This is a genomic window from Planctomycetota bacterium (assembly GCA_035384565.1).
Taxonomy (GTDB): domain Bacteria; phylum Planctomycetota; class PUPC01; order DSUN01; family DSUN01; genus DAOOIT01.
In genome coordinates this window covers 94,869-108,262 of sequence record DAOOIT010000008.1, presented here as the reverse complement: position 1 = coordinate 108,262, position 13,394 = coordinate 94,869, and the positions used below count along the sequence as shown (strand labels likewise).

Sequence of the window (13,394 nt, the reverse complement as noted above, 5' to 3'; positions counted from 1 at the left end):
GGGAGGATGAATGGATGAGCGGATGGGTGAATGGACGCCAGAAGGAGCGGAAGGCCGCACGCCCCTCATCCATCCAATCATCCATTCATCCAGCCATCCTCTTACTCGCCCTGCACCACCAATCGCTCCAATATCTTGCTCGGCCGCCCGTGCTCGTCGGGCGTCGGGTGGAACTGCACGCCCCAGGCGGGCGCCGCCTGGCTGCGGATGCCCTCGACGGTCTGGTCGTTGACGTTGACGTGGGTGATCTCGACGGCGGGGGGCACGGCCGCGTCGTCTACCACGAAGCTGTGGTGCTGGACGGTGATGTCGCAGTGCCGGTCGGTCAGGCGCCGCACGGGGTAGTTGACGCCGCGATGGCCGAGCTTCAGGCGGCGCACCTTGGCGCCGAGTGCCAGCGCCAGCACCTGGTGGCCGAGGCCGATGCCGAGCAGCGGCGTGTTGCCGAGCAGCGCGCGAGCCGTCTCGGCCGCATAGCCGAGCGCGCGCGGGTCGCCCGGGCCGCCCGCCAGCACCACGGCATCGGGCCTGGCGGCGAGGAGGCTCGCCACCGAGGCGGCCGCGGGCGCCACGTGCACAGCGCAGCCGAGGTGCGCCAGTTGCGCAAGGAGGCTGCGGGTGACGCCGAGGTCCACCACGGTCACGCGGTGCCTGGCTCCTTCGACGGGCGCGCGGCCGGGCTCGGCCGGCAGGTCCTTCACCAGGTCGGCCGCAAAGGGCGAGGGCGTGGCCTGGAGCTTCTCGGCGAGCGCCGCGCGGTCGGCGTCGGCCGGCGCGATCATCGCGCGCATCTCGCCGTGCTCGCGCAGGTGGACGGCCACGGCCCGCGTGTCCACCTCGCGGATGCCCACCACGCCGTTCTTCCGCAGCAGGTCCTCGAACGTGCCGGTGGCGCGAAAGTTGGACACGGTGGCGCTGTAGTCGCGGACGACGACGCCGCGGGTATGGACGGCCGGCGACTCGTTGTCCTCGTCGTTCACCCCATAGCTGCCGATGATGGGGTAGGTGAAGGTGACCAGTGTGCCGCGGTAGGAGGGGTTCGTGACCACTTCCTGGTAGCCGACGACGCCCGTGTAGAGCACGAGCTCGCCGGCTGCCTCGCCCACCGCGCCCAGAGCCACTCCGTCGAACGCGGTGCCGTCTGCCAGCAGGAGAATCGCCTTCTGGGGCATCAGGATTCGCCCTTCCCTTCTGGAGGGGATGAGTGGATGGAGGGAGGAGTGGATGGATGAAAGGCGAAGAGCCGTGCCATGCTCTTCTGGCATCCATCCAGCCATCCATTCATCCAATCATCCCCACATGCGTTCGTAGAAACGTGCATCAGATGTATTCGATCGTGCTCGGGGGCTTGGGGGTCAAGTCGTAGAGCACCTTGGTCACGCTGGGGATCTCCTGGAGGATGCGGTCGCGCATGCGCAGGAGCTTGGCCCACGACACCCGGGTGGGCGTGGCCAGCACGGCCTTCTCGGAGTCCACGCAGCGGATGGCTACGGCGTCGCCCTCGCGGCGGCGGCCGTCCCGTGTGATGCCCGTGGGCCGGTCGGCGAGCAGGACGCCGAACACCTGGAAGGCCTTGCTGCCTTTCATCTCCTGCTCGACGATGAGGCAGGCCTTGCGCACGATGGCGATGCGCTCGGGGGTGACCTCGCCCATGCATCGCGCGGAGAGGCCCGGGCCGGGGAACGGCATCCGCTGCGCGATGGCCGGCGGGAGGCCGAGGAACTTCGCCACGCGGCGCACGTCGGGCTTGTAGAGGGTCTTGATCGGCTCGACGACGCCGAAGCCGTAGCCGCTCCTGGGGTCAATGCCGATCTGCGCGAGCACATTGTGCTGGGTCTTCACGCCCTTCTTCGTCTCGAGGATGTCGGGCGCGATGGTGCCCTGGAGCAGGAAGCGGGCGCCCGAGGCCCTCACGGCCTCGCCGAAGACCTTGTAGAAGGTGTCGCGGAACGCCTTGCGCTTCTCCTCGGGGTCGGTGAGCCCCCGGAAGGCGTCGAAGAAGCGCTTCTTCTCGTCGAGCAGGCTCACCCGGATGCCGAGCTTGGCGAAGATCGCCTTCACCTGCTTGGGCTCGTCCTGGCGCATCAGGCCGTCGTCAATGAAGATCGTCTTCATCTGGTTGCCCAGGGCCCGATGGCCCAGCACGGTGACCACCGAGCTATCCACGCCGCCCGACAGCGCGCTGATGACCGTCGCATCGCCCACCGTGCGACGGATGTCCTCGACCTGCTCGCGCACGAACGCCTTGCAGTCCACCCTGTGTTCTCCTGTGCTCTGGTGCTATCGCGGTACGCCCACGGCAACGGCTGCCGAACACCATAGCCAAAAGGGGGGGAAAACGCAAGGCGATTTGCGCCCGGGAAGCCGCTGGACGATTCGAGGCGAACGGCTTCGGTGGCGCTCAGGGGGCTCTCGTGGCGGCAAGCGTCCCGCTTGCCTTCCGGGAGCCTGTCCGCAGCACCCACAGGCGGGGCGCTGGTGGCTGCGATCGCAGGGACTCGCGGCGGGCCGCTGGGGGCTGCTCCGTGGCAAGAGGTGGTTCTTCGGGGCTTGGGGGTCCGGACGCGGCTGGTGGTGCAGGGTGTGGGCATTCCTGCTCGTCGGGGACCTGGCGGTTCCTGGGGAGGGCTCTGCCGGGTGCCTGGGGGGCGCAGCCTGCCCATGCTGTATCAACCCTGTGAGGAGGGAAGTGATACAGCATGGGTAGAAGGGCGAGGATTGGCGATTCTCGCGGTTCCGGCCATGCTCGCTCATCCGGGGGATGAGCAAGTATGGGAGGGGGAATGGTCGGAGTGCGTAAGATATGGCTGCATATAAGGTTAGAGAGGCTCGCCCGCTCTGCAACACCCGCGCGATAGCGGCGGGTAAGGGAGGGGGGGGGCCGGAGGCTTGTGCGCGGCTGCCTCACTTGTCGCGGACTTTGACGCGCACCGCGGCGGCGTAGCACAGGCGGGGGTCGCGGTGGAAGCGCGCGCTCTCGAAGAGCTGCTCGATCGAGCGCTGGGCCTGGCCCTGGAAGACGACCTCGCCGTTGGCCACGATGCGTACGGGCTTCTCGAGGTCCACCATCCGGTCGTCGAGGTAGACGGTGAGTTCCTCGATGTGCTTCGTGACGAGGTTGATGCGGTTGCCAGGGGCGACGGCGGCGATGACCTGCCCCAGGGTCTTGGCCATTTCGCCGAGGTAGATCATCTGCATCTGCTCGGGGCTGTATTCCTGCCCGAGCGGGGCGCGGAAGCTGAGGCGGCGGTCGGGGTCGAAGACGGTGGGCGCGAAGCGCTCGATGGCGACCCAGTAGGCGGCGGCGTTGGCGGCCTCGAAGCTGACGAGGCGCACCCGCGAGGTGTAGGGGTTGCGCGCCTTGCTCTCCAGCCAGGCGATGACCTTGGTGTTCAGCTCGGGCAGCGAGGGGTTGCGCGCGTAGCCGGGCACCTCCTCGCGCTGGACGTCGTAGCCCCAGTCGTCCATCGCCTTGTAGGCTTCGCGGTGCGAGCCGATGACGTCGGGCATGGCGTGCTGGCTGACCAGGAGGTACGTGGGCAGGTTGACGGTGGAGCGCAGGTAGAGGCGGCTCACCTCGTCGAGGGGGGCGTTGCGCACGGCGAGGGCGGCGAAGCGGTCGGGCCAGCGGACGGCGGCGGCCCAGGCGAGCGAGCCTCCCGACCCTGTGCCGGCGGCATAGACGCGGTTGGTGTCAATGTTGTAGATTTTGGTGGCGTGCCGGAGGGCGGAGAGGACGACGTTGAGGTGCGCGGGACGCCAGCCGGCCTTGGCGGGGCACGCGGGGAAGAAGAGGATGGCGCGGTCGGAGGCCGCGATGGTTTCCCAGTTGTAGTAGTGCTCCTTGGCCGTCTCGCCGTCGCGGTGGAAGGCGAGGATGAGGGGCCAGGGGCGCCGCGGGTCGTAGGTCTTGGGCACATAGGCCACGTAGGCGGCGCGGGCGAGCAACTCGTCCACCAGGAAGGCGCCCTCGACCATGCCGGACTTCTGCGGCTCGCGCTCGGTGCATTCGGCCAGGGCGCCCTGGATGGCCTCGAAGGAGGCGCCGCTGCGCGCGATGCGGAAGAGCAGGCGCTCGCGCTCGGCCTTGTCGCGGGTGGCGAAGGCTCTCGGCGCGAGGAGGAGCTGCTCGACGCGGGCGCGGCGGCGCACCAGCTCGTCGTCTGCGGGGTTGGCGGCGACCAGGTGCTGGTAGATCTCGAGCGCCAGGCGCACGCGGCCGTGCCGCTCGTTGTAGTCGCACAGGAGCTTCAGCAGCTCGGGGTCGCGCGCGCCCGCGTCGTAGGCGTCCTGGTAGCGGGCGAAGGCGCGCTCGCGCTGGCCCAGCTGCATCATCACGCGGGCCTCGGCGGCCAGGCGGCTGGCGTCGCGAGTCTTGGGGTCGGCGTCCTGTTCCTGGAGTTTCGCCAGGTGGCGGAGCGCGTCGGCGCGTTCGCGCAGGCGCGCGGCGTGGGCGACGTCCTTCGCGTTCTCGAGGGCGCGTTCGGTGAAGGCGATGGCGTCGGCCCACTGCCCTGTTTCGGCGGCGGCCTGGGCGGCGCCCTCGTAGGCCTCGATGAGCTTCCCGTCGAGCGCCAGGGCGCGGCGCCAGCGTGTCAGCGCCATGTCGTACTGCTTGCGCGCGGCGAAGCCCAGGGCCAGGTGGTGCTGGGCCGCGGCTGCGAACGAGCTGTCGGGGTACTGCTCGAGGATGGCGATGAGCGGCTCTTCGGCCTCCTCGAACTGGCCCTGCTCCTGGAGGCGCTTCGCCTGGCCGAGGAGCGGCTGCGCGCGCTGGTCGAGCAGCGGCCGGAGCTTGGCCAGGGCCGCGGGGTTGTCCTTCTCGAGTTCGAGCACCCGCCGCAGTTCGGCGATCGCCTCGGGCAGGAGGCGATGCTCGAGGCAGTAGTCGGCCAGGGCGTGGTGGCCGGCGGCGTCGTCCTCCTTCAGGGCGGCGGCGCGCTTCTTGTAGATTTCGAACGGCGCCTCGCCCTTTTCGATCTCGGCCACCTGGTCGCGGGGCACCGTGAGTTCGGACGCGCTGGCGGTGCGGATGCGCAGTTCCTTCGAGGTTTCGGCGATGATCTTGCCTTCGAGCACGTTGCCGTTCTTGAGGCGCACCACATCGGCGTGGGTCGAGGCGCCGAGTGCGAGAGCCGCCACGAGCAGGAGGGCGCGGCGCATGCCGAGCGCGTTGTTCATGCCGGCATTCTAGCAGGGGCATGACGGCAAATCAATGCGGGCGGGGAACTCAGGCGGCGCCTCGGCCGGCCTCTTCCTTGACGATCCGGCCGTCGTGCAGGGTGAACACGCGGTCCGAAAGGTAGCCGAGGGCCAGGTTGTGCGTGGTGACGACGAGGAGGATGCCGCGCTGCACGACGAGCGAGCGGAAGAGGTCGAAGATGGCCTCGCCACTGTGCGAATCGAGATTGCCCGTCGGCTCGTCGGCGATGAGGATCTTCGGCTCGACGATCAGGGCGCGGGCGATGGCGGCGCGCTGCATCTGGCCGCCCGAGAGCTCGCGCGGGCGGTGCGAGGCGCGGTCCGCCAGGCCCACCTGGCGCAACACCTCCATCGTGGCCGCGCGGTGCACGGGCCGGCGGCAGAACAGGAGCGACAGCTCGACGTTCTCGGCCACGGTGAGCGTGGGCAGGAGGTAGAACTTCTGGAACACGAAGCCCATGGTGCCGCGGCGCACGTCGGCGAGCTGGTCCTCGGACCGCCCGGCCACCTCGTGGCCGTTGACGGCGAGCGTGCCCTCGGTGGGCGCATCGAGGCACGAGAGCAGGTTCACCAGCGTGGTCTTGCCCGAGCCCGAGGGGCCGAGGATCGAGACCATCTCGCCCATCCGCAGGTCGAGGTCCACGCCGTCGAGCGCCTTGACGGTCTCGCTGCCTCGGCGGTAGTAGCGCTTGAGGTTCCGGGCGCGGATGACGGGGTTGTTCGGAGCAGCGCACATGGTTGTCTCTCCAGGGTCAGGGAGGGCTCAGTCAATTCCTTCGCGAATGGCTTCCACCGGGCGCATCGAGGCGGCCCGCCAGGCGGGGTAGAGGCCGGCGAAGAAGCCCACCACGATGGTGCCGGCAATGGCCGCGCCCAGCACCTCGGGCGTGATGCTCACCACGGAGCCGCGAACGCCGATGTCGAGCAGCGTGGTGATGCCCTTCTCGACCACTCGCACGCCCAGCACCGCGATGACGCAGCCCACGAGGGCACCCAGCGTGCAGACCGCCAGGGTCTCGAGCCAGATGAGCTGGAAGATGTCGCCGCGCGCGGCGCCGATGGCCTTCATGATACCGATCTCGCCGGTCCGCTCGTACACGCTCATCAGGATGGTGTTGATTACGCCGATGGTGGCGACCACCACGGCGATCATGGCCACGGCCGTGAGCATGACCTGCGCGGCGCCCACCAGCATCACCAGCGTGCTCTTCACCTGCTCGAGGCCCACCACCTGGACCTCGGGCAGCTTGATCCAGCGCTCCGTGAAGTCGCGCACGGCGGGGCCCGTGAAGTCCTTCATCTTGATGCCCACGATGGTCAACTGCTCGGGTCGGCCGAAGACCTTCTGGGCCACGTGGTAGGGCATGAAGACCGTGCCGTCGTCCTGGGTGCCCGTGCGGGCGAGGACGCCGACCACCTTGAACCTGTGCATCACGGGTTCGGTCTTGCCGGCGGGGGCCACGGAGACGTAGAACTCGTCGCCCACCTTTCGCTGCTCGTAGGTGGCTGCCTCGTAGCCCATCACCACCTCATCCGTGGAGTCGGGGGCGAACCAGCGCCCGCCGTCGAAGCCCGTGCCCGTGGCGAACTCCAGCCAGGGCTTCATGGTCACATAGGTCTTGGCCTCGATGCCGGTGACGACGGTGTACGACTTGGCCGTCTCGCCGATGCCGCCGGCCTCCTTCTCGGCCACGCCGATGAAGACGGGCGTGATGGCCTGAATCGCCGGGTCTCGCTGCACGTCGGTGTAGACCTCCTCGGGCAGATAGAGCAGGCCCGTGCCGCCCTTGAGCATCATGGTGGCTGCCTCGTAGGGGCAGCCCTTGGCCATGATCATCACCTGGAAGCCCAGCTTGTCTATGCTCTCGTTGATGGCGCGCCTGTAGCCCAGGATGAAGCCGCTGAGGCTCACGGTGACCATCACGGCCAGCCCCACGCCGGCCACGGTGAGGGCCGAACGCATCGGGCGGCGCAGCAGGTTCTTGAGGGCCAGGGAAACAAAGCGCATCGGGACACTCTCCTCTCTACGCCGAGTCTACTTGAACTCCACCGCCTTGCCGTCAATCTCGTACGAGTCGCCGCTCTTGCTCAGGCGGCCCTCGACCACGGCACGCCGGCCCGTGTGCTGCGGAAAGTGGGGAGCGATGGTGTTCATCTCCACGCGAATGTCCTTGCCGCTGGCGTCCTTGAGGAACAGCCAGCAGCCCGTGGCCGGGCACTGGCGCGTGATCGTGCCCTCGACGGCGACGTCGCGGCCCAGGTGCTCCTCGGGCTTCGCGAGCAGGTCGCCGATGCTCGTCGCCGGGGCGCCGCTGAACGCCGGGCCGAAGTGCTGCGGCCGCGTGAGGCGCCAGGCCACCACTCCGGCACCCGCCAGGAGGATCACCCCGCACAGGATCAGGATGTTGCGCATTGCAGGCGTCCCTTTCATCGGCTGTGCCGCCCAGCGTCGCCCTCCCGAAGGCCTCAACTCCTCCGGGAGGCTACCGATCAGACGGGCGACAGGGCGCATCGTTACCCTCCCGAACGTGTTCGAGTGGTCGGGAGGGCGCTCGTTTTACTTCTCCCCGGCCTTCACCTTCGCCAGGGCCTCCTTCGCCCGCTCGAAGAACGGCTCGTGGCGCCGATTGTAGCAGAAGAGGTCGAGCAGGATGAGGTTCTTGCGCACGCCGCGCACCGATGCCGCAAAGTCCTCGCTCCCTTCCCCTCCTTTCACGGGGCTGGCGATGCGGCCCACCTTGTCCTTGTCGCTCTGAGGGTCGGCCGCCCTGTAGTAGTCGTGCTTGTAGAAATCGGCCAGTGTGAGGCCCTCGAACTGCTTGCGGAATGCTTCGGCCTTCAGCGCCCGGGCCGCCGGGCTCTCCAGGCGTTGGAAGACCAGCTGGCGTATCTCGGCGCTCTTCGGGTCCATCGAGAGGAACACCTGGATCACCCCGCCTTTGCCGGGCACGTTGACGCCGTGGACGATGCCGATGACCTCCTCGCCCCTGTAAACGGTGTAGAGGGTGTAGGGGGTGTCGTAGGTTTCGTACACGGGGTCGAGGTCGCTGCCGATGCGCTCCTTGAGGGCCTCGAACATCTCCTTGCCGCCCGGCATCGTGTCGAGCTGGCGGGCCTCTTCGCGGTAGGTGGTCATGGCCGGGTACAGGAACTTCAGGTCGCGGGCCGGGTTGCTCAGGGTGCAGCCGACGGCCGCCTCGGCGCGGCGCGCCCCGGCGAGCAGACACACGGCCGCGAGGGCTAGCAACAGGCGTCTCATGATCGGCCTCCTCTCGGCTCACCAGTACCGGTAGTACTGGAGGGTGATGATGGTCTCCGGGCTGCCCATCTGGCGCTGGAGCTGGCGTTCGATGTTCAGCTTGACCCAGTGCAGGTTCGACTGGGTGATGTCGTTGCGGAAGTAGTAGGTCAGGTCGAGTGCGACGGACGAGTCCACGTCGTCGGGCCGCTTCATGCCCGGCATCATCGGGTCGCGGCCGATGTCCTGCCAGAAGCGGCGGAACTGGGCGGCCACGCCCACCTTGCGCGAGCGGTGCAGGTATTCGGCCTCGTAGAGCTGGGTGAGCACATCGTCGCGCTCGTCGCGGCCCGCCGTGCCCTCGAAGGTGAAGGTGAGCCAGCCGGTGGGCACGGTGCGGCGGTAGCGGGCGTCGAGCCCGGCGCGGAACGTGTCGACCACGTCGCCGTCGGCCCGCATGGCCACCGAGGGGCTGCGCATCACGGCCATCTCGCTCAGGCGCTCGCCGGCCATGAGCGCCACGCCGCCTTGGAGGCCGTAGTCCACGTTGAACGAATCGGCCAGGCTCACTCGTGCACCGACCATACCGCTCTGGCCCTTGAACTTGGGGTAGTAGCCGGAGCCGAGCAGGTAGTACAGGTCATAGTTCAGGTACGGGTTGAGCGTGCCCCAGAAGCCGGCGTACCAGTCGCGCTCGAAGCCGAAGTTGCGCTCGTTGGAGAGCTGGAGCACGGTGCCGTGGGTGTCGGTCTGGAGGTTCAGGCCCATCGGCAGGTAGAAGCGGCCGATGCGGAAGTTGAACCGCCCCAGGTGGGCGCCCTTCGCCTCGTCGGACATCAGCGGGTTGAAGACGTTGTAGAGGTCGAGATAGAAGTTGTGGAACTCGCCGTACCAGCCCTCGCGCTCCATGCCCTCGCCGTCGTTCGACACCTCGATGGGGTTGTCGCGCCGCACGAAGCGGAACTGGGCGTTGAAGGCCGCCACCGTGGCCGTGGGGGTGGACCACTTCTTCAGGACCTCGAACCCAACCGAATGGCGGTTGTACAGCTCGCCGTCGCTGTACGACGTCTGGAGCATGATCTCGCGCTTGAAGGTGAAGTTCTGGCCGAACAGGTCATCCGTCCAGCTCTTGGGCTTCGGCGGGGCCGGCTTCTCGGGCGGCGGCTTAGGCGCCTCGATGTCCTCGAACGGGTCCCCCTCGCCCTCTCGCTTGGGCTTCTCCAGGTCTTCGAAGGGGTCCTTCTCGCCCGCGTGGCTCGCCGCCGCCCACGCGAGCAGCGCGGCAGTGAACGCCAGGCGGACGAACGGGGCGGTCGAGCGCTTCGGCTCCATGGCCCGGACCTCGCTCTCGTCAGCGGTCCTCGCGCAGTTCGGAGATCAGGCGGCGCAGGCGCTCGGCGGCTTCCGACAGCCTGTCCGCCTGGGCCTTGTCCTCCGCCGTGGCCTCCTGCATGCACGTGCACCGGGCGTGGCAGGCGGACCGGTACGGCTCGAGCGTGGCGCGCTCGGCGTCGCTCGCCTGGGCCGCCATCTGGTTGAGCACCGAGCACTGGAACTCGCACGAGCACGCGAGGCGGCGGGCCACCAGGTCGCGGCCCGTGGGCGAGAGGCGGCTGCCCTGCTCCAGGGCCTTCACGGCCTCCTCGAGCATGGCGGCCAGCAGGCGGCGGTCAATGCCGCCGCCCCGCTGGTACTTGCGCACGGCCTCCTTGAGGCGCTCGTCCGCGAACTCGATCCGCAGCTCCGCGCGGCCCTCTGACCCCAGCGTGAGGGCGTAGCTCACGCGCTCGCTGAGCCGCTTGAGAGGGTACAGGAGGTCGCCGGGCACGGCGGCCGCCGCGGCATTGAGCAGCCCCCAGCCCCCCACCACGACGAGCAGCGTGGCCGCGGCGGCGACGAGGCGCCGCCGCAGCCGGTGGGCCCGTCGGGCGGGCGCGGGCCGGGCCCCGCTCTCGGCCGCCAGGTGGGCGAACAGCTTGGCCAGGCCCTCGGGGGTGGGCTGCGGCGCGGGCAGCGCCGCCAACTCGCCCGCGAGAGACACCAGCGGGCGCACCTCGCCAGCCACGTCGGCGTGGTGCCGCAGAATCGCCTCGAGGTCGCCGCCGCGGCGGGCCGCGTCGAGGCAGAGGTCCAGCACATCCTCAAGGTTGCTTGCCATCGCTCGGCTCCTCACGGCTGAGGAACTGTCTCATCGCAGCGAGCGCCCGGAACTGGAGCACGCGTATCGCCTCGGGCGAGCGTCCCGTGATCTCGCCGATGTCCGCATTCGAAAGGCCCTCGATGAACTTCAGCGTCACCAGCTCGCGCTGGTCGTCGGTGAGCTGCTCCAGGGCCCGGGCGATGTCGAGCTTGTGGGCCACGGCGGCGGCCGGCTGGTCCCTGCTCGCCACGCTCTCCAGGACTGCTTCGGTCATCGAAGCCTCTCGTTGCGTCGCGGACGCTCGGAAGTGGTCGGTCACCACGTTGGCCGCGATGCGAAACAGCCAGGCGGGGAACGACCCGCTCTGCGTCCCGATCGCCCGCACCACCTTGAGAAACACTTCGGCTGCCAGGTCCTCGGCGAAGCGGGGTCCCACCCGATAATGCATGAACCTGAGCACACGCGGGTAGAACTCGGCACACAGCTCCGCCAGCGCCGGCCTGTCGCCGTTCCTGGCTCGCTCGACGGTCGGGACGAGTTCCGTGTGGTCCAAGTCGCCCTGCCTATCGGTTGAGACGAAACACCCCCCTGGAATGTTACCTTCCCACAATATAGGGGCAAGCCCCCCCCGGATCAAGAACTTGGATCCAACTTGACCACGGACGCATTCGCTTGGGTCATTGCCCGGCTCCGAACGGCAGGCGCCGCAGCCAGATGAAGCCGGCCTCGTGGTTCCGGGCGTGGCGACGGAGTATAGCAGCCCCCCACGCATCAGGGCTGGACATTCGGCCGCAGTTCAACCACCCGGTAGATGCGGAAGCAGCGAAGCACACGCTCCTCAAGGAAGACTGGCAGCGCCTCCACTCGACTCACTTGCCGGAAGAACTGGCCGATCCGCTCCGGTTCCTGCCCACAGTTGCACCGGCGCACGCAGGTATGCTCCTCCACATAGAGCCCGCTCTGCCCCAGCCGCTCCTTCACCATGTGCGATTCATCCATGCGCCACGAGCGAAGGGCCTCGTTGAGTCCGTAGCGCTTGCTCGCCGAGTCCAGCAGCGTGTGAATCCCATCCCTCTGGCCGCTGTAGTAGCCCAGTGACAGGGCCGTTCGGAAGGAGTCGGTGACGACGAAGTCTGCCGCAGTCTCCCGCTTGACATCCTGCACCCGCGCGGCCAACTGGCGCCAGCCGAGCCTGCGCAGCGTCAGCGGCCTGATGCCCAGCGCTTCCGTGGCCGTGGGGTAGACCAACCCAACGAGGGTCGCGCCGGTCAGCATGCCGGCCAGAGCAAGTGCGCCAATGCCCAGTGGGCGGAGCCAGCGCCTGCCCGGCGGCCCCTGCCCCCAACCCGCCATCAGGGCCCCCGCGGCGATGGTCCCGACGGCATAGCCAACCAAGTCCCACTGCACTCGCAGCAGGGAACTCGCGGTGAACACGCTGGGCGGAAGGAAAAAGAGGATGGGCATCGCCCCGAAGGCGAGCACCCAGGCGGCGCGTGGGCTGCCGCGCCTCCACGCGCGAGCCTCGCACACCAGGGCTCCGATCACCAGGGCGCACAGCAGCGGTGAAAGCGCACCCAAGTGGCCCAAGACATACTGCCCGCCCGACTTCCACGAGAGCGACCAGGCGTGGCGTGACTCCAGATGGTAACGCAAGCTGGCCCATCCATGAGCCACGTTCCACCTGAGGAATTGGGCAGCAAACAGGCTCACGCCGACGGCCAGGGCCGCCCAGGGCCCGGGTGTGCGCAGAGCCCGGCGCTCCTGCGGCGACCCGCATAGAGCGAGCAGCAGAGCCGGGGGCGCCAGCACCATCATGTACTTGGTGTACAAGCCCGCGGCTAGAGCCAACGCCCCGAGCCCCCACCAGCCCGCCCCGCCCCCAGCGGCGCCCCGCCACGTGGCCCACACGAAGAGCAGCCACAAGGCGGTCAGCAGACCGTCTGGCGTTGTAGCGGCGCCCGCTGCGGCGAAGATCGGGCTGGCCGCCATGAACCCCGCCGCCCAGACCCCGGCGCGCGCACTGTACACGTCGCGCCCCAGCGCGTAGGCCAGCACGATCGCCGCCGTGCCCCACACCAGCGAGCCCGCGCGAAGGCCCAGCAGCGTGTCGCCGAACACCATCGCTCCCAGCCGGACCACCAGGTAGGTAGCAGGCGGATGCGGCGAGAAGCTCAGTGGCTTCGCCTGCGCCCCCCACCAGTAGAGGGCCTCATCCTGGAAGACTTCCAGGCGAGTCGCCGCCACGAAGCGCCCCGCCAGGGACAACCCGGCTGCCAGGGAGACCACGCACAGGTCGCGCTTCACATCTGGCCTCCCTTCCTGAACGCCAGGGCGCCCTGGCTCCCGGCGCCTGGCGCGCCTCGGGGGCGCATCACACGACGCAGGCGAAGTCGGGCGGCGGGGATGGCTGGACGCTTCGGCACCCCCGCAGAACCCGCCGAACGGTGGCCTTCAGTTCGCTGAGGTCGGACCGCCTCAGCACACAGGCATCGGCGCCGCACGCCACGAAGATGTCGCGGCACTCCGAGGAGTAAGTGGAGCAGACGATGATCGGCACCACGCTGTAGCGCTCGATAATCCTGCGGATGACCTGCACGCCGTCGGCGGGCGACGCGACACCCAGCAGCACCAGATCGGGCCTGGTGCCCGCCAGAGCGTTCAGGGCCTCGGCGCCGCGGGCTGGGGCCACGGTTGCGTAGCCCTCGCTCTGCAACTCCTCATCAAGGAGCAACCGCTGGTGCGGGTCGGCCTCGAGAATCAGGATCGTGGACAAGTAGCGTTCCCTCACGCTTGCTGGCTGCACGGCCTCACGGT

12 protein-coding genes are annotated in these 13,394 nt (G+C 68.8%); all 12 read right to left on the bottom strand.

The annotated features are described in order from the left end of the window. Positions 1–101 precede the first annotated feature (101 nt). Entirely contained in the window at positions 102–1,172 is a 1,071-nt protein-coding gene (gene carA / locus PLE19_04925) for a glutamine-hydrolyzing carbamoyl-phosphate synthase small subunit (protein ID HPD14267.1), read from the bottom strand. Between the two features lie 148 nt (positions 1,173–1,320). Beyond that, positions 1,321–2,256: an asparagine synthase-related protein gene (locus tag PLE19_04920; GenBank protein HPD14266.1), complete on the bottom strand. Its 936-nt coding sequence runs from the start codon at positions 2,254–2,256 to the stop codon at positions 1,321–1,323. A 648-nt stretch (positions 2,257–2,904) separates the two neighbouring features. Further along, positions 2,905–5,181: a hypothetical protein gene (locus PLE19_04915; protein HPD14265.1), complete on the bottom strand. Its 2,277-nt coding sequence runs from the start codon at positions 5,179–5,181 to the stop codon at positions 2,905–2,907. A 49-nt stretch (positions 5,182–5,230) separates the two neighbouring features. Next, entirely contained in the window at positions 5,231–5,938 is a 708-nt protein-coding gene (locus tag PLE19_04910; protein HPD14264.1) for an ABC transporter ATP-binding protein, read from the bottom strand. Between the two features lie 27 nt (positions 5,939–5,965). Then, positions 5,966–7,210, bottom strand: coding sequence for an ABC transporter permease (locus PLE19_04905; protein HPD14263.1), 1,245 nt, complete (start codon positions 7,208–7,210; stop codon positions 5,966–5,968). 27 nt (positions 7,211–7,237) lie between these two features. After that, a complete protein-coding gene (locus PLE19_04900) occupies positions 7,238–7,615 on the bottom strand; it encodes a hypothetical protein (GenBank protein ID HPD14262.1) in 378 nt (125 codons plus the stop codon). 144 nt (positions 7,616–7,759) lie between these two features. Beyond that, a complete protein-coding gene (locus PLE19_04895; GenBank protein HPD14261.1) occupies positions 7,760–8,461 on the bottom strand; it encodes a hypothetical protein in 702 nt (233 codons plus the stop codon). An 18-nt stretch (positions 8,462–8,479) separates the two neighbouring features. Beyond that, positions 8,480–9,772 (bottom strand): hypothetical protein, encoded by a 1,293-nt coding sequence (locus tag PLE19_04890; protein HPD14260.1) that lies wholly within the window; start codon positions 9,770–9,772, stop codon positions 8,480–8,482. A gap of 19 nt (positions 9,773–9,791) precedes the next feature. Continuing rightward, a complete protein-coding gene (locus PLE19_04885) occupies positions 9,792–10,598 on the bottom strand; it encodes a DUF5667 domain-containing protein (protein ID HPD14259.1) in 807 nt (268 codons plus the stop codon). Then, positions 10,582–11,133, bottom strand: coding sequence for a sigma-70 family RNA polymerase sigma factor (locus PLE19_04880; protein ID HPD14258.1), 552 nt, complete (start codon positions 11,131–11,133; stop codon positions 10,582–10,584). Before PLE19_04880 ends, PLE19_04885 begins: the two co-directional genes overlap by 17 nt. A gap of 218 nt (positions 11,134–11,351) precedes the next feature. Continuing rightward, the gene (locus PLE19_04875) at positions 11,352–12,884 is read right to left on the bottom strand and encodes a glycosyltransferase family 39 protein (GenBank protein HPD14257.1); all 1,533 of its coding nucleotides are present in this window, start codon (positions 12,882–12,884) and stop codon (positions 11,352–11,354) included. Between the two features lie 67 nt (positions 12,885–12,951). Beyond that, positions 12,952–13,353 (bottom strand): response regulator, encoded by a 402-nt coding sequence (locus tag PLE19_04870; GenBank protein ID HPD14256.1) that lies wholly within the window; start codon positions 13,351–13,353, stop codon positions 12,952–12,954. Positions 13,354–13,394: the final 41 nt, after the last annotated feature.